The 20,431-nt window shown below is 49.1% G+C and carries 17 protein-coding genes and 1 tRNA gene; 8 read left to right on the top strand and 10 right to left on the bottom strand.

Annotated elements, in window-relative coordinates:
- Window positions 1–88: 88 nt before the first annotated feature.
- Window positions 89–1,060 (top strand): sulfite exporter TauE/SafE family protein, encoded by a 972-nt coding sequence (locus R3I13_RS07960; protein ID WP_346317395.1) that lies wholly within the window; start codon window positions 89–91, stop codon window positions 1,058–1,060.
- A 68-nt stretch (window positions 1,061–1,128) separates the two neighbouring features.
- Here the strand turns inward: R3I13_RS07960 and fumC are convergent, their stop codons facing one another.
- From fumC to R3I13_RS07940, 4 genes are all read right to left on the bottom strand, one after another.
- On the bottom strand, window positions 1,129–2,529 hold the full coding sequence (fumC, locus tag R3I13_RS07955; RefSeq protein ID WP_346317394.1) for a class II fumarate hydratase: 1,401 nt from the start codon (window positions 2,527–2,529) through the stop codon (window positions 1,129–1,131).
- A 51-nt stretch (window positions 2,530–2,580) separates the two neighbouring features.
- On the bottom strand, window positions 2,581–3,360 hold the full coding sequence (locus tag R3I13_RS07950) for an enoyl-CoA hydratase-related protein (RefSeq protein WP_346317393.1): 780 nt from the start codon (window positions 3,358–3,360) through the stop codon (window positions 2,581–2,583).
- A 120-nt stretch (window positions 3,361–3,480) separates the two neighbouring features.
- Complete coding sequence (locus R3I13_RS07945; RefSeq protein WP_346317392.1) at window positions 3,481–4,308, bottom strand: hypothetical protein; 828 nt, start codon at window positions 4,306–4,308, stop codon at window positions 3,481–3,483.
- A 140-nt stretch (window positions 4,309–4,448) separates the two neighbouring features.
- The gene (locus tag R3I13_RS07940) at window positions 4,449–4,868 is read right to left on the bottom strand and encodes a cobalamin B12-binding domain-containing protein (RefSeq protein ID WP_346317391.1); all 420 of its coding nucleotides are present in this window, start codon (window positions 4,866–4,868) and stop codon (window positions 4,449–4,451) included.
- Window positions 4,869–4,972: 104 nt separating this feature from the next.
- Here R3I13_RS07940 and R3I13_RS07935 point away from each other — a divergent pair, with 104 nt between their 5' ends.
- Window positions 4,973–6,640 (top strand): glutamine--tRNA ligase/YqeY domain fusion protein, encoded by a 1,668-nt coding sequence (locus R3I13_RS07935; RefSeq protein WP_346317390.1) that lies wholly within the window; start codon window positions 4,973–4,975, stop codon window positions 6,638–6,640.
- A 449-nt stretch (window positions 6,641–7,089) separates the two neighbouring features.
- Here the strand turns inward: R3I13_RS07935 and gltX are convergent, their stop codons facing one another.
- A complete protein-coding gene (gene gltX / locus R3I13_RS07930; RefSeq protein ID WP_346317389.1) occupies window positions 7,090–8,619 on the bottom strand; it encodes a glutamate--tRNA ligase in 1,530 nt (509 codons plus the stop codon).
- 55 nt (window positions 8,620–8,674) lie between these two features.
- Between gltX and R3I13_RS07925 the strand changes: the two genes are divergently transcribed.
- Window positions 8,675–9,289: a polysaccharide deacetylase family protein gene (locus R3I13_RS07925; protein ID WP_346317388.1), complete on the top strand. Its 615-nt coding sequence runs from the start codon at window positions 8,675–8,677 to the stop codon at window positions 9,287–9,289.
- A gap of 96 nt (window positions 9,290–9,385) precedes the next feature.
- On the opposite strand, the gene R3I13_RS07920 is transcribed toward R3I13_RS07925, so the two are convergent.
- Window positions 9,386–10,258 (bottom strand): hypothetical protein, encoded by an 873-nt coding sequence (locus R3I13_RS07920; protein ID WP_346317387.1) that lies wholly within the window; start codon window positions 10,256–10,258, stop codon window positions 9,386–9,388.
- Between the two features lie 120 nt (window positions 10,259–10,378).
- Between R3I13_RS07920 and R3I13_RS07915 the strand changes: the two genes are divergently transcribed.
- Complete coding sequence (locus R3I13_RS07915; protein WP_346317386.1) at window positions 10,379–11,149, top strand: TatD family hydrolase; 771 nt, start codon at window positions 10,379–10,381, stop codon at window positions 11,147–11,149.
- A 42-nt stretch (window positions 11,150–11,191) separates the two neighbouring features.
- On the top strand, window positions 11,192–12,226 hold the full coding sequence (locus tag R3I13_RS07910; RefSeq protein ID WP_346317385.1) for a type I asparaginase: 1,035 nt from the start codon (window positions 11,192–11,194) through the stop codon (window positions 12,224–12,226).
- An 8-nt stretch (window positions 12,227–12,234) separates the two neighbouring features.
- Here the strand turns inward: R3I13_RS07910 and R3I13_RS07905 are convergent, their stop codons facing one another.
- Window positions 12,235–13,167 carry a sugar phosphate isomerase/epimerase family protein gene (locus R3I13_RS07905; protein WP_346317384.1) on the bottom strand — a complete coding sequence of 311 codons (933 nt, stop codon included), beginning with the start codon at window positions 13,165–13,167 and terminating at the stop codon, window positions 12,235–12,237.
- 123 nt (window positions 13,168–13,290) lie between these two features.
- Here R3I13_RS07905 and R3I13_RS07900 point away from each other — a divergent pair.
- Window positions 13,291–13,380, top strand: a tRNA-Ser gene (locus R3I13_RS07900).
- Between the two features lie 208 nt (window positions 13,381–13,588).
- Here the strand turns inward: R3I13_RS07900 and R3I13_RS07895 are convergent.
- Window positions 13,589–16,852, bottom strand: coding sequence for a hypothetical protein (locus R3I13_RS07895; protein ID WP_346317383.1), 3,264 nt, complete (start codon window positions 16,850–16,852; stop codon window positions 13,589–13,591).
- A gap of 471 nt (window positions 16,853–17,323) precedes the next feature.
- Here R3I13_RS07895 and R3I13_RS07890 point away from each other — a divergent pair, with 471 nt between their 5' ends.
- The gene (locus R3I13_RS07890; RefSeq protein WP_346317382.1) at window positions 17,324–17,626 is read left to right on the top strand and encodes a hypothetical protein; all 303 of its coding nucleotides are present in this window, start codon (window positions 17,324–17,326) and stop codon (window positions 17,624–17,626) included.
- 180 nt (window positions 17,627–17,806) lie between these two features.
- Here R3I13_RS07890 and R3I13_RS07885 read toward each other — a convergent pair whose 3' ends face one another.
- A complete protein-coding gene (locus R3I13_RS07885) occupies window positions 17,807–18,478 on the bottom strand; it encodes a DNA alkylation repair protein (protein WP_346317381.1) in 672 nt (223 codons plus the stop codon).
- Between the two features lie 184 nt (window positions 18,479–18,662).
- On the opposite strand from R3I13_RS07885, the gene R3I13_RS07880 reads away from it, so the two are divergent.
- Window positions 18,663–18,896: a thioredoxin family protein gene (locus R3I13_RS07880; protein ID WP_346317380.1), complete on the top strand. Its 234-nt coding sequence runs from the start codon at window positions 18,663–18,665 to the stop codon at window positions 18,894–18,896.
- 52 nt (window positions 18,897–18,948) lie between these two features.
- Here R3I13_RS07880 and R3I13_RS07875 read toward each other — a convergent pair whose 3' ends face one another.
- The gene (locus tag R3I13_RS07875) at window positions 18,949–20,415 is read right to left on the bottom strand and encodes a PLP-dependent aminotransferase family protein (RefSeq protein ID WP_346317379.1); all 1,467 of its coding nucleotides are present in this window, start codon (window positions 20,413–20,415) and stop codon (window positions 18,949–18,951) included.
- Window positions 20,416–20,431: the final 16 nt, after the last annotated feature.

The following is a 20,431-nucleotide window of genomic DNA, read 5'->3' as shown; positions in this document are numbered from 1 at the left end:
AAAAGGCAGGCACAAATATTTGGATATACCAGGGATTAGCTATATTTTTAGTCCACAATTCCTGTAGACTATATTAGTATTATAATTTATGTCGCATAATGAGGTGATAGATAAGGCAGAGCAACGCGTAGCTACCGTTGAAACACAAAAGGTGCTGATCGACCTCGTGAACGAGGACAATAAAAAACAGCACTGGATATGGGTGGCCATCGGTGTTTCTATCCTCGTGGTGGTGGCCGGCCTCTGGTTCACCTACAACTACGGCATCTCCCTCGACCAGCAGACCCGCATTGCGCGGTTTGCCAGGAATGTGTTTACCGACAAACTGCTGTTCTTCATGGGCGTGGGCCTTACCGCGCAAATGATAGACGGCGCGCTGGGCATGGCTTACGGGGCTACTTCATCGTCGCTGTTGCTAGGGCTGGGCGTTTCGCCTGCTATGACCAGCACCAGCGTACACGTAGCTGAAGTATTCACTACCGGCGCATCGGGCATCGCCCACTTCAAGCTGGGTAATGTGAACAAAAAACTCTTCCTCCACCTGCTCATCCCGGGCATGATAGGCGCCATCACCGGCGCTTACCTTTTATCCGACAAAATAGACGGCGACATCATCAAACCCTTCATGAGCGCATATCTCATGATCCTCGGCGTGCTCATCCTGCGCAAAGCGCTGCAGCGCCACAAGCCCAAAAGCAAAACCAAAAGGCTCGGCCCCCTGGCTTTCTTCGGCGGTTTCATGGACGCTATCGGCGGCGGCGGCTGGGGCCCGATCGTTACTTCCACCCTGCTCAGCAAAGGCCGCACGGTGAACTATACCATCGGTTCAGTGAATGCCGCTGAGTTCTTTATCTCTGTTTCGAGCGCGGGTACTTTCCTTTTATTCAACGGCATAGACAGCTGGCAGGTGATCATCGGCCTGATACTCGGCGGGGTGATCGCTTCTCCCTTTGCGGCCATACTGGTAAAGAGAATGAAGAGAAAACCGCTGATGATCCTGGTGGGCGTGCTGGTGATCGCCATGAGCCTCCGCACCATCATCATGGTATTCTGGAAATGATGCTATTCAAATTATATAAATAAAAAAGAGGCCCGGTTGAGCCTCTTTTTTTATGCGTTGAAAAGCTGTTATTGGATCTTGCCGACCATGTTGGCAGGCACCACCCAGGCGTCGAATTCCTCCGGGGTAACATAACCCAGTTTCACGGCCATTTCCTTCAGCGTAGTACCTTCTTTATGCGCTTTCTGCGCAATTTCAGCCGCTTTGTAATAACCGATCTTCGTGTTGAGGGAAGTAACCAGCATCAGTGAATTATCCACATGCTTTTTAATGTTCTCTTCAATCGGCGCAATGCCTTCGGCGCATTTGTCGTTGAAGCTCACGCAACCGTCGCCAAGGAGGCGGGCGGAGTGCAGGAAGTTGTAGATCATCATTGGTTTGAACACGTTCAGCTCAAAATGGCCGGTAGCGCCGCCCACGTTGATGGCCACGTCGTTGCCCAATACCTGCGCGGCGATCATGGTGAGCGCCTCGCACTGCGTGGGGTTCACTTTGCCGGGCATGATGGAAGAGCCGGGCTCATTGTCTGGTATAAACAATTCGCCGATGCCGGAGCGCGGGCCGGAGCTGAGCATCCGGATATCATTGGCGATCTTCATCAGGCTTACAGCCACTGTTTTCAGGGCGCCGTGGGCTTCCACGATCGCGTCGTGCGCAGCCAGGGACTCGAATTTATTTTCAGCGGTCACGAAAGGCAGGCCGGTAAGCTCAGCTATCTTCTTCGCAACATTCTCCGCATAACCTTCGGGCGTGTTGATACCGGTGCCTACGGCGGTGCCGCCCAGGGCCAGCTCGCCGAGATGCGGCAGGGTGTTATTGATAGCGCGCAGGCCGTGATCCAGCTGGGAAACGTAGCCGCTGATCTCCTGGCCTAGCGTGAGCGGCGTGGCATCCATAAAGTGGGTGCGGCCGATCTTCACGACGTGCATGAATTCTTTTGATTTTTTCGCGAGGGTGTCGCGCAGCTTTTTGATACCGGGGATGGTCACTTCCAGCAGCATTTTGTAAGCCGCAATGTGCATGGCGGTGGGGAAGGTATCGTTGGAAGACTGGGATTTGTTCACATCATCATTCGGGTGAACCACTTTGTCCTTGTCGGTCAGTTGACCTCCATTGATCACGTGGGCGCGGTAAGCCACCACTTCGTTTACATTCATGTTGCTCTGGGTGCCTGAGCCGGTTTGCCAAACGACGAGCGGGAACTCGGCGTCCAGCTTGCCTTCCAGTATCTCGTCGCACACTTTCCCGATGAGGTCCGCCTTTTCTTTCGGCAACACGCCGGCTTCCTGGTTGGTGAGCGCGGCGGCCTTCTTCAGGTAAGCGAAGGCGCGGATGATCTCTTTGGGCATCCTGTTAATGTCCTGCGCAATCCTGAAATTGTCGATGGAACGTTGGGTTTGAGCCCCGTAATACGCGTTGGCCGGCACTTTCACCTCGCCCATCGTGTCTTTCTCTATCCTGAAATCCATATGCTATAATTTTGGACCACAAAAATACAATTCGGAACGGCAAATCTGCCCCTATTCGCCTTTAAATTGAGGTTGCCGTTTCTGGATAAAGGCTTCCGCCCCTTCCTGGAGGTCCTGGGTGGCAAAACATGCCGCAAACTCCGCGATCTCGGTTTCGAAACCGCCTTCTTCTTCCAGCTTAAAATAAGCGTTCACGCATTTGATCACGCGGCCAATGGCCAGGGGCGCCTTTGCCTGGATCTTTTTCAGCAGCTCGCGCGTTCTGTCCAGCAGGGCTTCCTGGGTGGTCACATGGTTCACCAGCCCCAGCTGGCGGGCCTCTTCAGCGCCGACCAGGTCGGCCGTCATCATCAGCTCCAGCGCTTTTCCTTTACCGATCAGCTGTACCAGCCTCTGTGTGCCACCATAACCGGGAATGATCCCCAGGTTCACCTCGGGCTGGCCGAACTTCGCGTTTTCACTCGCCACCCTGAAATGGCAGGCCATGGCCAGCTCGCAGCCACCGCCCAGGGCAAACCCGTTCACCGCGGCCACTATCGGTTTGTGGCTTTCCTCTATCCGCTGGAAAATGGTGTGACCTATTTTTGCCAGCTCCGCGCCCTGCTCGGGGGAAAGGGTCAGGAACTCTGAAATGTCCGCCCCTGCAATGAATGCCTTTGGCCCCGCACCGGTGATCAGCGCGGATTTTACATCGTGGTTCTTGTAAACCTCGTCTATGGCCAGCGCCAGCTCTTTCATTACCTCCTGGTTGAGGGCGTTCAGCTTATCCGGCCGGTTGATGGTGATCTCCAGGATGCCATCCTTCAGTTGAGTGCTCAGTGTATTATACATATCGAAAAAGTTTTTATTTGTTTTGGCGTTTAAATTTAAGCCTAAAATCCGGCATGACGGAAATGAAAAAAGGCCGCACCTGCGTGCAGCCCCTTTCGTTGGTCATAGCTATCGATAACTTTATTTATCTTCTATTTCGGTCCTTTTTTCGATGATCACCTTGGTGCCTTTACGGTACTTGGTCTTGGTTTGGTGGTACTCATGCGTTTTGCATTTGAAGCCGCCACCGAAATTGTAGCTCAGCGTCACGAATATCATATTGGCCTTGATATCCTTGTAGGGCGTGGTTTTTACGCCATTCACGGTTTCGGTGTAGTCTTTATTGAAGAAATCGTTCAGGTAGTACTGCGCTTTCACACCAAACCCGGGCGGGAAGCGGAAACCGGCAAATACAGAAGGCATCAGCAGGTCTGTACGGTCTGAGAACCATTCGTTGAACTTGCTTTTCTTGTCGCCGTGCAGGAAATATTTTTCCTTGTAGTTGAACGCCAGGTCGTACTCACCGCCGGCGAAGAAAAAGAAGCCGTCGCGCAGGTTGCCCACTTTGAATCCCAGGGGTACGCCGAGCGTGTATACCCTTTGCTTCAGCTTTACGGAATCATTTGGTTTGGTGATAAGACCTATATTCTTGATATTCAAGCCGGTAAAGAAACCGAAGTGATTGGAAAAGTCGTAGTTGTAATTAGTGCCCACGTTAAAGAACATGGTAAAACGCGGGATGTTGCGAACATGTTCCCCGTTGTTGGTCACCCTGGCAAAAGACAGCAGGGGGCCATTGCCGCCGGCGGTCACATAGCCATGGCGGGGCTTGGGCGGAGCGTAGATGTGGAAATGATACGACACTTTCCTTTTAACTTCCACGGAGGATTCCAAAGTGTCGTTCTGCGCCCGGAGCCCTGTAGTGGCGGCCAGGCCGAGGATAAGCATAGTGTAGCGGATAAAGTTCATAAGTTTCAACTTTTGCGGTTATTTAGTTTTCACAACGTCAGCCTGTGCCGTCAGGGCTCCCTTTCTCAGCCAAAGGAGATCTTATCTTGCTGCCGTTCTATGGAGAAGACGACCGGGTTTCATAAAAGTTACAAAAAATGTTAAAATTCCCGGTGCTCTTTGGTCCAGTCTGTGATATAACTGGCTATTTCCTGGGTATGGGTGCCCGGCGGAAAGAGTTTGCCCACCCCGAGGGCGTACAGTTCCTGCATATCCGCGTCGGGGATGATGCCGCCACCGGTGAGCAGCACATCGTTCATCCCTTTTTCCTTCATGAGGTTGATAATTTTCGGGAAAACCGTCATATGCGCGCCAGACAGGATGCTGATGCCAATGGCGTCGACATCTTCCTGTAAAGCGGCGTTCACCACCATTTCCGGGGTTTGCCGGAGGCCGGTGTAAATTACTTCCATTCCCGCGTCGCGCAGGGCGGAGGCGATCACTTTGGCTCCCCGGTCGTGACCGTCGAGACCTACTTTCGCTACCAGCACGCGGATGGGGCGTTGATTCGGGTTGACCATAATACTTTATTGGATTGTAAATGTAGTATTTTCCCCGAAAGTGGGATTTACGGGGTGTAAGCACTTTATATTACATTTGCAATTCGGCAAAAGCTACAATTTTTATGAGCGAAGAAAGATCACTGAATTTTTTAGAACAGATCATTGAAGAGGATATCGCCAAAGGCGTGAACGGCGGGCGGGTGCTTACCCGTTTCCCTCCCGAGCCTAACGGGTACCTGCACATTGGGCATGCCAAAAGCATCTGCCTCAATTTCGGACTGGCTAAAAAATACAACGGGCAAACGAACCTCCGGTTTGATGATACCAATCCCATCACCGAGGATACCGAATACGTGGATTCCATCAAGGCAGACATCCAATGGCTCGGCTTTGAATGGGCCAATGAACTTTATGCCTCCGATTACTTCGAACAGCTGTACCAGTTTGCCGTAGCACTCATCAAAAAAGGCCTCGCTTACGTGGACGATTCCAGCGCCGCCGAAATAGCCGCCATGAAAGGCACGCCCACCGAGCCCGGGAAGAACAGCCCTTTCCGCGACCGCAGCGTAGACGAAAACCTGCGTCTTTTCACCGAAATGCGCGAGGGCAAACATCCTGACGGTTCCAAAGTATTGCGTGCCAAGATAGACATGGCTTCGCCGAACATGCACATGCGCGACCCGCTGATGTATCGCATCAAACATGCGCATCACCACCGCACAGGCGATGCCTGGAGCATTTACCCGATGTACGATTTTGCGCACGGGCAGAGCGACAGTATTGAAAATATCACCCATTCCATCTGTACACTGGAATTTGTGCCGCACCGCCCGCTGTACGATTGGTTTATAGAGAAACTGAATATCTTCCCTTCTCACCAGTATGAATTCTCACGGCTGAACCTGAGTTATACCGTGATGAGCAAGCGCAAGCTGCTGCAACTGGTAAACGAAGGCCACGTTGCCGGCTGGGATGACCCGCGCATGCCTACCATCAGCGGATACCGCCGCCGCGGCTATACGCCTTCCAGCATCCGCAACTTCGCGGAAAGGATCGGCGTGCAAAAGCGCGACAACCTGATAGACGTGGGCCTGCTGGAATTCTGCATCCGCGAGGAGCTGAATAAGACCGCCAACCGCGTAATGGCCGTGCTGGACCCCGTGAAGCTGGTAATCACCAACTACCCCGAAGGCCAGACGGCAGAGCTGCCCGCAGAAAACAACCCCGAAGATGAATCCGCCGGTTCCCGCACGGTTACATTCAGCAACACGCTGTACATCGAACGGGAAGATTTTATGGTAGACCCTCCCAAGAAGTTCTTCCGACTGGGCCCGGGCCTGGCCGTGCGCCTGAAATATGCGTACATCATCAAATGCGACAGCTTTGAGCAGGATGCCAACGGCAATGTAACGACGATCTATTGCTCTTACATCCCGGAAAGCCTTAGTGGTGGCGACACCAGCGGCCTGAAGGTAAAAGGCACCATTCACTGGGTAAGCGCCGCGCATGCTGCCAAAGCGGAAGTGCGCCTCTACGACCGGCTGTTTTCCGTGGAAAATCCCGCGGCGGAGGAAGGAGATTTTAAATCCTTTATCAACCCGGATTCATTGCAGGTAATTCCCGAGGCGTACATAGAGCCGGTGCTGCTGGATGCCAGGCCGGGCGACCGTTTCCAGTTCCTGCGCATGGGATATTTTTGTGCGGACACTGATTCGAAACCAGGCAAGCCGGTGTTTAACCGGACTGTAACGCTGAAAGATACCTGGGCGAAGGAAGCGAAGAAAAGCTAACATCAATTTTTTATGCATAGAAGCCGTCCCGGTAGCCGGGGCGGCTTTTTTCATGCGGGCCACTCTCCCCTCAAACCCGTGTCAAGCCCGTGTCTCCCCCTACTCAAACCCGGGGATAAAGCAACTTTAGCAGCACTTTAATGCGTGGCGGTATCACAAGTGTACCCCATTATCCGGCCAAACCAGCATCAGGCCTGCATCTCCGATGTACGCAAAAAAGATCAAAATTCTGTTCTTTAAGGAACGGTACCAGAAATGTACCGCCATTATCTGCTCAAACCCTTATCAGGATTGCATCTCCCCTGGTTCAAATCCGGGATCAGCATGTATTTAGTGATATTTGCAGGCAGAAGGGGTATCAATAATGTACTGCTTCGCCTGCCAATAAAAACGGGCCGGAATGTATTGCACCTGCAATTGTTCCCGGCCCGTTCCTTATTGAAAATTAGTTATTGAAAAGCTGCCAGCGCCAGCTTTATCCGCTCTACCGTTTCCCCTTTGCCGATCGTTTCGGCGATAGTGAACACGGGAGGACCAAACTTGCCGCCGCACAGCATGATCCTGAAAGGGAGCTGCAATTCGCCTGGCTTGATGCTTTTGGCCGTTGCCAGTTGTTTGAAACTTTCTTCGATCGGTGTAAAGCTGAAATCTTCCAGCCCGTTCAACACGTTGGCCCATTCTTCGAAAAATGCCTGTTTTTCTGCGCTCCACTTGGGTTTCACAGCATCGAGGTCATATTTCTCAGGGCGGATGAAGAAGAAGAAACCATGGTCCCATATCTCGTTCACGAAATGGCAACGTTCTTTCACCAGGCCAGCTACGGTGGCCACATACGCAGGCTCCGGCGCTACGCCTTTTTCCTGCAGCACGGGTTGCAGCAATTCAGCCAGGCGGGCGTTGTCTGTCTTCTGGATGTATTGATGGTTGAACCATTTGGCCTTATCATAATCGAACTTCGCACCGCCTTTGTGCACACGCTCAATAGAAAATTTTCCGATCAGTTCTTCCATGGAAAATATCTCCTGCCCTGAACCATCGTTCCAGCCAAGCATCGCCAGCATATTGATGAAAGCCTCCGGGAGGAAACCGTTTTCACGGAATCCTTTCGTCAGTTCATTCGTATTCGGATCGGTCCAGTTCATCGCATACACGGGGAAACCTAAACGATCGCCATCGCGTTTGCTGAGCTTGCCATTGCCATCAGGCTTAAGGATGAGCGGGAGGTGCGCCCATTCGGGCATTTCCTTTTCCCAGCCCAGGTATTTCCACAGCAGGATGTGCACCGGCGCGGAAGGCAGCCATTCCTCACCGCGGAAGGCGTGGGATATTTTCATGAGGTAATCGTCTACCACTACGGCCAGGTGATAAGTGGGCATGCCGTCTGCTTTCAGCAGTACTTTATCGTCTACGGTACCGGTCTGGAAGCTCACGGTGCCGCGGATCATATCCGTAAAATGCAGTTCCTCGTTTTCCGGCATTTTGATGCGGATCACGTGAGGCGCGCCTTTATCCAGCAACGCTTTCACTTCCGCTGCTTCCAGCGTGAGCGAGTTGCGCATGCTGCGGCGGATGGAATGGTTGTATTGGGGAGAATGGTTGCCGCGGGCTCTTTCCACTTCGCGCATGGCTTCCAGTTCCTCAGGGGTGTCAAAAGCGTAATACGCGTGGCCTGACTGCACCAATTGCTCTGCATACTGCCGGTACAGCGCTTTGCGCTCGCTCTGGCGATAGGGCGCGAAAGGGCCGCCTTTATGAGGGCCTTCGTCTGCCTCTAACCCGCACCAGCGGAGGCATTCAATGATATATTCCTCAGCGCCCGGCACATAACGGGTCTGGTCCGTGTCTTCAATCCGCAGCACAAATTCGCCGCCATGGTGGCGGGCAAACAGGTAATTGAACAAAACAGTGCGCACGCCGCCGAGGTGTAAACCGCCGGTTGGGCTGGGTGCAAAGCGCACCCGTACTTTTTTATGATCCATACGGCGCAAAAATAATAATTTCGGGCTTGGGAATCATGATTCAAATCCCCACAACATGTTCTATTTTACGAAAACACCCGCTTTCCTCAAAACACTGTACAAAAGCTGCATCTGGAACTTCTCTCCCGCTGTTCCCGCTGTATATCTCACATTCGATGATGGCCCCCATCCCAAAGCCACGCCCTTCGTGCTGGAACAGCTGAAGAAATACGAGGCCAAAGGCACTTTTTTCTGCATCGGGAAAAACGTGGTAGAGCACCCCGACATCTACCAGCAGATATTGCTGGATGGCCATGCCGTAGGCAATCATACCCACAATCACCTCAATGGCTGGAAAAGCCCTAATGATAAGTATCTCGCCAATATCCGCGAAGCCGCGGGCTATATCCGTTCCGATCTTTTCAGGCCGCCATATGGACGTATATCCCCGTTCCAGATCAGGGAGTTGAAAAAGGATTACCGGATCATCATGTGGGACATTCTCAGCGCTGATTTCGATAAGGAACTGACCGGCGAAGAATGTGTGCAGAACGTGGTATTCAAGCTGCAACCCGGCTCCATCGTGGTGTTTCACGACAGCGAAAAAGCCTGGGACCGGATGAGCTACGCGCTCCCGAGGATACTGGAGCATTGCAAACGCCGGGGCTGGCGTTGTGAAGCCATCCTGTAGGCTGAAGCCTGTACTGCTTTTCCACAGTTTACCGCAATAAAAAACGCCCCGGCTCTCACCAGGGCGTTCCTCAAAAAGATATGGCAGCAAAGCCTTTTAGGGCTTCAGGGTAATTTCTTTTGTTTTGTCGCCTACGGTCAGCATCGCTTTATTGTCGCAGTCGCCTGTACCATAGTTGATGGAGGCAGTGTGTGCATTTACAGTAACAGACAGTTCGCCTTTGTCTATCCATGAGCAGCTGATCTTCCTGTGCAGCGGGCTTTTGATCAGGATGTTCGCGCTGCTGGTGCTGTCTTCCAGCTTGGCGTGGCCTGTCAGCTCATACGCATCATCGAGGATAGACATTGTTCCGCCGCCTGCTTTCTGCTGCAGGGTGCGGGTGCCGCTGTATTTTACCACTGTTCCGTTGGGGTAAGTGAGCTTGCCGCCGGCAACTGCGTAGGTATAGCCGAAACCGCCGTTGGAAGAGAGGTTGGTCAGCGTTTGCGTGCCTTCCACTTTTATACCGTTCACGAAATAATTTTCGAAAGTAATGGTAGCGGTAGCGCCGGTGAGCCAGAACATTTTGTCTACCACCACAATGATCATTCCTTTACGGCTGCGGCCGTTGCTTTCCGTACAGCCGGTACCGTAGTCGATGGTGATTGTTTTCGGGAAAGTGATCAGGTCTGCAGGATCGAAGCTGATCTCCACGCCTGCGCAACGGGCAAGCCCCTGTGTGGGAGCGGCCTGGCGGTTCTGGCCATTCAGTCCTTTCTGGGTGGCGTTCACATCTATCACTTCGGTAAATGCATCTTCGTATATGGCGTTGATCTCAGTTTCTTTTTCGGCGGCGGATATGGTCAGCACGTCTCTTTGTTCGTCAGCGCCCGTCTTTTCATCTTTCTTGCAGGCGAAGAAGATCGTGATAGCGCCAATGGCCAATGCAGTAACAGTTAGAACTTTGTTGGTGTTAAAATAGTGTTTCATCATAGTAGTTTTTATAGGTATTGGCTTATTGAGACTGTACCTTTGCGGAAAGGTTTACTACAGGTATTATAAATAATAAGAAAATAAAGATAAACAATTAATTGAAAAAAACAATATGTAATGAACTGGATTGACACGCACGCCCATTTATACTCACGTGAATTTGAATCCGACAGGACGGAGATGGTCCAAAGGGCCATCCGGCAGGGCGTGAACAGGTTGTTGCTGCCGAACATAGACGAGGACTCTATCGCCGGGATGCTGGCCCTGGAGGCTGAGTTCCCGGCAGAATGCCTGCCCATGATGGGTATACATCCTGTTTACGTGAAAGAGAACGCTGAAGCCCAGCTGGCTATTGTACAGCAATGGCTGGAAACCCGGAAATTCTGGGGTGTGGGGGAGATCGGGCTTGATTTTTACTGGGATACCACCTTCCGGGAGCAGCAATACCTGGCCTTCAGGCGGCAATTGCAGCTGTCTGCGGAGCATGGGCTGCCGGTGTCTATTCACAGCCGGGAGGCCACACGGGCATGCATAGACGTGGTGAAGGAATTTCCCGCAGGCAGGCTGAGCGGGGTTTTCCATTGTTTTTCAGGCACCCGCGACGAGGCGCAGGAAGTGATAGACCTTGGATTTTACCTGGGCATCGGCGGGGTGGTCACCTTTAAGAAGTCAGGGCTCGATGTGCTGCTGGAGGATATTGACCTGCAGCATGTTGTGCTGGAAACGGATGCGCCTTACCTGGCACCGGTCCCATACAGGGGCAAAAGGAACGAAAGCGCATACATCCCGCTGATCGCCCAGCGGATCGCAGATGTAAAAAATCTAAAAATTGAAGACGTCGCTGCGATTACTACAGGCAATGCCCGGAAATTATTCAAAATGCTCTAACTGATAAGTGAATACATTTGCATGCAATTCTATCTGAGATAAATGACGAAGATTCTTATCATCTATACCGGTGGCACCGTGGGGATGATCTACGACGAAAAGACGACAGCACTGCGGCCCATCGGCTTCAATGAGATCAGGAACAATCTGCCCGAGCTTTACCGGATGGGAATCGATTTCTACGTTTACGCTTTTAATCCTCCCATGGATTCGTCCGACATGCACCCTGAGATCTGGTCTGAACTGGCCGGCATCATCGAAGACCGCTACGACCGGTACGACGGGTTCGTGATCCTGCATGGTTCCGATACCATGGCGTTTACAGCATCCGCGCTCAGCTTCATGCTGGAAAATCTTTCCAAGCCCGTGATCCTCACCGGCAGCCAGTTACCTATCGGCAAGATCAGGACAGACGCGAAAGAAAATATCATCACCGCCATGGAGATCGCTTCCACCAAAAGCAACGGCCACTGCATGGTGCCCGAGGTCTGCATTTATTTCGACTTCATGCTCTTCCGCGGCAACCGCGCCAAGAAGTATAACGCGGAAAAGTTCGAGGCCTTCTACTCCATGAACTACCCCGCTCTGGCAGAAGCCGGCATCGACATCAAATACAAGAACAACTACATGCTGCCCGCGCCTGACAAAGGTTTGGTGGTACACAAGAATATGGACGCCAACATCGGCGTGCTGAAAATATTCCCCGGCATTACCCGCAAAGCCGTGGAAGCCATTGTGAACACGCCCGGCATGCGCGGCCTGCTGCTGGAAACCTTCGGCAGCGGCAATGCCACCACACAATCATGGTTCACCGAGTGCCTTCAAAAGGCGGCGGATAAAGGGATCATCATGGTAGACATCACGCAGTGCGACGGTGGTTCCGTGGAGCTGGGCAAATATGAGACCAGCCAGCACCTGCAAAAGATAGGCGTGGTAAGCGGCCACGATATGACCTTTGAAGCGGCCACCACTAAGCTGATGTTCCTGCTCGGCCAGAACCTGGACGCCGCTGAAATAAAGCGCCTGATAGAAACGCCCATGCGCGGGGAGCTGACGCCAACGGAGCCTATACTGTAGAGTCAGACCTACATTGCAGCCAGCATTCCTTTCAGCATATCCACATCTTTCTTCAGCTTATCCTGCACGATCTTTTGTTTCTGCGAAGCAGAAAGGGATTCTTCCGCTGCGGAGATCAGCGGGTATTCCAGGTGGAGGGAGATGGGCGCTTTGATGTTCAGCTCTTTTATCTTTTTGAAATACGCTTTAAAATCCACCATCCCCTCGCCCAGCGGCACGTTTTCCAGTACATATTTGCCGTTCAGTTTCGTCCAGCGCACATCTTTGATCACTATCGTATTGATATGCGGGCTGATGAGCTGAAGCCCGAGCGGCCAGCTGTTGGCGCCTTCCACAGTGGCATGGCGGATATCGTATTGCACGCCAGCCCAGGCAGGGTCCACATTTTTGATCATTTCATACAGGTCCCATACCGTGGCGCCGATCCTCAGGCCGGAATGGTTCTGGTAGGCCGATTTGATGTTATATTTCCTATTCAGTTCCGCCAGGGCTTGCAGTTGGTTGCCGCGGTTGCGGAGGCTCTCCGGCAGCGGTTTTCCTTTTTCATATTCATACCAGCCCATCCGGTAATATTGGATACCTTCCGCGGCGGCAGCCTGCAACACCGGCGCCGTAGCCGGATCGTCCGCATACAGGATGGCCGTGGTCATCAGCTTGGCCGAGATGCCCGCTTTACGCGCTGCCGCTAGGGCTTTCGGAAGATCCTGCGCTACTTTGTCCGGCGTAACGTGCCCCTCCGGCCTCACCGTATAATCCACCCCGTTGAGACCTGCTGCTGCAAAGGTTTCGCAGAGCATGCTGAAGTCCATCCATTTGAACTGGAAGGGTTTGGAGAAGCCGTGTATTTCCCATTCCTCAGCGGGGAAGCTCATGGAACGAAGGGGAATAGCTGCGCCGGCCATGGCGAGGGTTTGCAGGAAGGATCGGCGGGTGTAAGGCATGATGCTGGGTTTTCAGTAAAATATCAATTTTAGGAAATAAAAACCCGGAAATTCCCGGAAATTCTTGGATTTTTTGGCCAAAGCGTTATCTTTGCAGCCCTGAATTGAATAATTCAACCGTACGGAGGAGTGCAGGAGTGGTTGAACTGGCACGCCTGGAAAGTGTGTATAGGAGAAATCCTATCAAGGGTTCGAATCCCTTCTCCTCCGCCACCAAAAAGAAACGCCTTCAAGTCTTTGATTTGAAGGCGTTTTTTGCGTTCGAAGTGTTTTGGGACCTTTTATTGAAGTTCTATAAGTTCCTAACTATCGAATTGTTAAGCGGTTCGAACTCCAAGGATTTGTGCTTCACAAATCATCAGAGTTTTTTTGTTTCAACGTCCTTTATAGAAGAAATTTACCAACATATAAAACCCACTTTCTATGATTTTTTCTGATTGGGTTTATGCATTTTTCTTACACTCAATCCACTTATTTTTTGAAACCTGCGATAACCGCCATTATTTTGAATAAACCAAGCTAACTTCTGCTCACCTATAGCAATAAAATCGTTTTTGGAAAAAAATTGTCCTTTTTTAATACTCAGTTTCCTGAAAACATCCAATACCTCTTTTATATTATGCTCCTTCTTGTTGGCCAATTTTCTTACCTGTTTCTTTAATCCCGTTAGATCTCTAATTTTATTATATCCACCAAAAGTCAGTATTGCCCTGCTCAACTCTGTTTTTCCTAAGGTGAGTAATTCCCGGTGAGTAGGAAAAGCATCTTGCTGGATACTTATTTCCTTATATTCCGTAACAGCATCCTCTGCTTTGTAGCCATGTCTGGGAGCTTGTTGTTGGTACGTAAGGCCACACTCTTTACGAAATGCAGCGAATCCACCATTTCTTGAGATTAGGCCAGAAAGATATCGCTGTCCCATTTCGCATAATTCTTTATCGGAAAGATGACGCCCATGTCGCAGACATAACGCTTTATAACGTTCGATGCCGTCAGATTTTTTCTCCATTCTCTTCCTTTGTTTGATAACAGGTGCAACAGGCTTTACCGGAATGTTGACTGTAACAATTTTATGTAGTTCCCGGACACCTAGCTCCCGTATAATAAATCCAACCAATTTCCCTTCTCCTAAGTTCTTTAGTTGCTTCATGGTAAGCAGACACCCCTGTTTAATGCAATGTTGTGTGTATTTTTCGACCGCAGCTTGTTTAGCCTCCGCAGATGTTCTACGTATATCCTTATTCACCTTCAGATTCAGACCAGTTAGTTGACGCAATCTTTCAAATCCGATATTTCTTTCAATATACCCGATTATTTTATGCGACGTCAGTGTCAATGCCTCTCTTTTAGTAAGAAAATACCCTTTATCCATGCAAAGCCTTTTGTATAGATCTACCACTTGATCTTGAGAATAGTATCCTTTTGGCAGCATTTCAGGAGAAAAAGAAAGTTTGGTCAACTTCTGTATTTTATAATACCCGCCATGGGTTTGAATATAATTTGCCAAAGTACCGTTGCATGCTTTTATTTCTCTCTCCTTCATAAAGCCCCCTTTTTCCATGCTTAGCCTTGTATATTCCGCTACAGCCTCATCTATGTCAAATATCCTATAGGGTCTTCGCTCGTGGGCAAACTTTAGATTGCATGCAGTTTTTGCTGCATATATGCCTCCATTCTTCTGTATAATACTTATTATCCCATATAGTTTCATTTTAGCAAGCTCCTTTAAGGTAAGGTATCGTCCCTGTTCTTTCGATAACTCCGTGTATGTACACAATGCTTTTTCATAAGTAAAATATCCTTTAGGCTTATTCAGAACAGGTATATTCAATACTTTTCCAAGCTCGTAAAAGTTGCCGTGATATTTGTAGATTCCTCCAATCAGGCCTGCCTTTTTTTCCCTTCGTAATTCTATGTCCAACGGCATTCTTCCATACTTATCTACAAGCGGTAAAAGTTCTCTTTTAATATTTTCTATATCAGCCCAAAAGACGGCAGGCTTGATATCAATGCTGCTGACACAACTATCTATAGATTGTTTAACGGGCAATATACAATTTAACTTAGCAAGCACGTTTTTTTCTATCTGTTCAATACCCTTAGTAAATGTTTCCTTATATATAATCAGGTAGTCTTTCTTCAGGTCCGCATATAACTTAATTTTTTTCTCCAGATTTTTATAATATAATGGGTGCTCTTCTTTCGAAAATCCAGCTATTTCAATGTAGGTAGCCCCAATCAGAAAGTCGCAAATATATTTATGATTGTCCGAGATCCTTACATGTACTTTACGTTGTATGTTGTATTTTAAAAGTATATTATCGAATATACTTTCATAGGCACTTTGCAGAAAATATCCATCCCATGAGCGATGCGTTTTGGATATCTTTGTATTTAATAATTTACAAAACTTTGCATGCCCACCCCGCTTAGCCATTGCCCGGGCTACATCACTTTTTCCCATAGCGTTAAGCATGGAATTGCTTGGCATACTTCCCAATGCTGCAATCAGGGGGCTCAATTCGTTTATGATCTTATCGTCCGTCCAATAGTTATGTCGCTTAATCATTATCCCAAGTTCACCTTTCAACTCATTCATTGTTCCATATTTGTAGATAGCCCCTATCAAATCGCTTCGCCCGCTTTGAATGAGGTACTTTTGTGTAATGGCAATTCCCTTTTTATGTAATTGTAATAACAATTTTAAGACTTTCTCGCGTGGCCATTTTTCACCCTGTAATACAAGCCCTAATTTATACTGTTTATTTAGCTTTCGAAGCCCTCCCCACTTTCCAATAGCAGTACGCAAACCATGTAACTGTTTCGCCTCCAGCAGGCCATATACAGAACTGCTCTTCAGCTCCATTTTATTATCCTTGAGAAATAGCCTGAATGTTTGTAGCGTTTTTTTTAATGTCCAGTAGTGATCAGGCTTTTTATAGCTAGCCAGACCTATTTTATCCCTAAGGGCAACAATACCTCCGAAATGCAGTTGGATAGCGCCATTAAGATTTCCATAACCTGCATTGCATAAACTTTTATTACTAGGTACACAACCCCATTGTTTATGTAATGATTTATACTTTCTTATTATTTCTTTCTCACTCCATCTCTTGGTTCGTCTGACAGAAATGCCGAGTTGTTCCTTGAAATCACTGAGGGTACCATATTTTTTTATACTTTGAAGTATTCCAGATTGGCCAATATTTAGAAGTGAAGCTTGAGTGATCGGATATCCGTCTTTCTTGATTTTCCTCAACGCATCCAGAATATCTTCCTTAGAACGACTATAGCATCTTAGTTGCAATCCGAGGTGATAACTAGCGTTGAGTTGATGCAGTCCGCCATACTTTAATATAGCCTTATACAAACTATACTCTCCCGCCTTCTGTAATAGTGTAAACAGATGGGTGTTTTTTAGTTCCCCTTTGTTTGTTTTGCAAAATTTATTAAGGACCACTACCACCTCTTCTTCGGTTAATTTACTACGGGGAGTATAGTATGGCCCCGCTTTTTCCTTCAATAAAGTAATGCCTCCAAATTTTTGTTGTATGGCGTCTGCTAATGAAGTATTTTTTTCCCTGATGACCTTCATGGTTGGTATACGCCCTGTCTCAATATGAATTCTTTTAAATTCCTGTATTATTGTCATCTTTGTCCAGGTAATTAACGTTGCTTCGGGCATTGGGCTTTTGTTATGTTTGCAGTTGATCCTAGTCAGCACAGAGTCATCCATTCGATTGTCACTCATACAAGTAGGTGAAATGAAAGCAGATGATGGATTATCTTCTCAAATGTATTTAAAAAATAGGGATTGATTCCGATATGGATTTTCCATAATTAAAATCTCCCCATGCATGCCGTTAAATACCATATCTATCCAAAAAGTCCTTGATCTTTCTCAAATCAGCCACAAATCGGTTCGAAGAGGCCTGGTATTCTGAGTAGGGCCAATATAGCCCCCCATACGAAACTATTTCCGAATCAGGTTCCAAAGTCCCCGACAGCCTGCCGATTCCCTGTTGACCACCGATTGTCGGTGTTTCTTCTTTATACCTAACGATGCAGTCCCAGAAAGCCCTTTACCGCTTTAACCTATTCAGATCGTTTCAACCAATTTTTAATAACAAACCTCCAAAATTTAATCAACTGATCCATGAGACGTTTAATGCACTCCTACCATTCGGTATACATCAACCTCAACACCGCCAATGATCCGGTCATTACCTCCTTGTCCTATACTGATCTTGCAACCGGTATTTACATCCGGTTCGTTGCATTTGCAAACACGATCCGGTTCTATTCCAACATCGAGGCGGGTACGTTTACAGATGCCGGCGCCAAAGTCCAGCAATACCGTTATATCCTCATATCAGGCGGCACTACAGCGCGGAGGGCAAATGTTATTGACTGGACGAACTATGCGGCGGTGAAGGGTTACCTTGGTTTGAAGAATTAATAAATAGTATGATTCCCCTCTTCTCCAAAGAAAACAAAAAACCTTCAGGCCGTAAGACCTGAAGACTTTTTTGTTTGAAGAATACACTCAATCATCTTTCCTTTAACTATTTCACATATCCCCAAGTTTGATTAAATCGCCTATGGGCCTTCTCGGGATGATCAGTACGCGTAAAAAAAACTATGCCTTGCTTTGCCTCTTCACCATCTCATTGATCCAGACCGGCGCAAAGGGAGAGGTACAGTCCTTGGAGGTTGGGTAATCGCGGTAGATACCCAGCTTTTCGCCGATGGCAATAGCCCGTTTCCGGTGGGTTGGAAAATAAATCCCGATCTGTGCAAGAGCTGAATTCATCGTCCATTGCACTTCCGGTGCTGCATTGGCCATTTCGGATTCGATCCGGTTAAGGAGTCCCGGTATGTCCAATCCATCCGGCTCCCGCGCGATCCGCCCGCTGGTAAGGCTCCAGCCTGCGCGGGCCGTCCAGGGGTCTTTTGAATTCATCCATTTTTCGCGGAACTTTTCTTTATCAGGATGATTCTTCACAATATAGGAGTTCAGCCAGTCAGCCACCTGCGCCGGTTTGCCGGACCGCACCATTTCCTCCAGTTCTCCATGTGTTAACGTTTTCGGTTTCATGATCAGCATCGCCACAAGCTTTGCTTCCATTATACCCGTCTTCCACAGGGACTTCGCCAGTTCGTTATCCGCTTTTATCGGTTTGGCAATCGTTCTGATATCGCCCATCTTAACGCCGAACTGGTTGTCGTCCGCTCCATGCCTTTTATTTTGAAGACGCAGCTTCTCGCTGCCAAGAGCTTTAAGTTTTTCGAGTATTTCTTCCACTGTCATGTTGCAGTATTTAACGGTTATGTTACGTACCTATACAATATAATGTTTTTTGATAAAAATGTGTGGCGAGGCGAGTATGGAATTGAGCCACTTTTTGTAAACAAGCTTAAATCTGGACCCATATGTAATAAGGATTCCTAACTAATATTGCTTATCATTTTTACAATTCAAAAAAACTTCAGTAATGAGCAAAGCAAAATTTTATCACGCCGGCTGCCCTGTATGCGTTAGCGCAGAACAGGATATCGTGAATCTTATCGGGCAAGACAAAGTGGAAGTAATTCACCTGGGTGAAAAGCAGAACCTGATCGCGCAGGCTGAAAAAGAAGGGGTGAAATCTGTGCCCGCATTGGTAACAGACAATGGGAACGTGCTTCATATCAATTTTGGCGCTTCGCTGGAAGCGGTAAAAGGGTAATGCAACCTGGAAATTGCCGCAGAGCCGCCTCCGGGACGGCTCTGCGTATTCCTCATAGCAGTTTATGCATGGCCCTCAGGCCTCGCTCCAGTTCTTCCGCAGTCAGCGACGCATAACCCAGCCGCAGCGCATGCAGTGGTTTCCCCGCGAATGAAAAGGGTTCCGTTGGAATGATGGACACACCTTGCTGCAGCAGCTTTGCAGCCAGCTTACCTGTATCCTGCTGCTTTTTTAATTGCACCCAGTAAGCTAATCCGCCACTGGGTTGCCGGAAATCCACTTTATCACCGAAATATTCCAGCAGCTTATTCCCCATATTCTCCCTGCGTTCTTCATATACCTTATAAGCCCTCCGCGCATGTTTGCGGATCGCGCCGTCTTCCATCAGCTCGGCAATAGCATGTTCCATCACATTATCCCCCTGCACATCGATCATTTTCCGCAACGACGCTGCCGCATTCACAAAAGCCTCCGGCCCTGCGATATACCCCAACCGCACCGCAGGGGCTACTAATTTACTCAGTGAACTGATGTAGATCACATTGGCGGCATGCTCATGGCTGGCCAATGGCAGCAGGCTTTTGGAGCTGAAGTGAAATTCATGATCGTAGTCGTCTTCAATAATGGCGAATCCAAACCGGTTAGACAGCGCGATCAGCTTCAACCGCCTGTCTATCTTCATGCTCACAGTGGTGGGAAATTGATGGTGAGGCGTTACATATACGGCTTTGATCTGTGTTTTCGCGCAAACTTTTTCCAGGGTATCTATGCACATCCCTTCGCTGTCTACCTTTATCGGGACCAGCTTAGCACCGCATTGTGTAAAAGTATTCCATGCCGGGGCATAGCCCGGATCCTCCACCGCTATCCTGTCGCCTTTTTCCACTAATGTATTAGCAGTCAGATATAACGCCATCTGGCTGCCTCTTGTAATGCACAGCCTTTCCTTATCTGCATTCAGGCCACGGTCGTGCAGCAGCATCTTTGCAATGGCAGTCCTGGCCGTTTCCGTTCCTTTCGGGTTGCCATAGCCCATCATCCGCCATCTTGCATTCTGTTGGAAGATGCGCTTATAACTTCTCACCAGCTCTTCCATAGGCGCCAGCCGTACATCAGGCAGGCCGTCATCAAAAGTGATCACATTCTTTCCTTTCGGTATAAACGGGCTGCCTTCCGCAGGCGCCTGCCTGAATCCAAATCCCGGTGAGGCTGGCGCTTCTTTCCTGTTACGGTGCAGTGTTGCCTGCAATGGCAATTTTTCCGAAACAAACGTGCCCTTTTTACTGACAGACACCAGCCAGCCTTCAGCCAGCAGTTCATCGAACGCAAGGATGATCGTTTTCCGGTTCACCGCCAGGTCTTCCGCTAATTGCCGGGTGCCGGGGAGCGGCGTGCCTGGCACCAATCTTCCCCTTTTTATTTCTTCAATAATGCCATCGGCTATTTGCCTGTAAACCGGCCGTTCACAATCAAAATTCAGCGAAATGACGGTCTTCCAGGGACGGAGTTTCTGGACCATATACTTTTCTTATTTC

This window comes from Chitinophaga sp. YIM B06452 (assembly GCF_039655965.1).
Lineage (GTDB): Bacteria > Bacteroidota > Bacteroidia > Chitinophagales > Chitinophagaceae > Chitinophaga.
The sequence above is the reverse complement of the archived record's forward strand: the minus strand, read 5'-3'. Positions and strand labels throughout refer to the sequence as shown.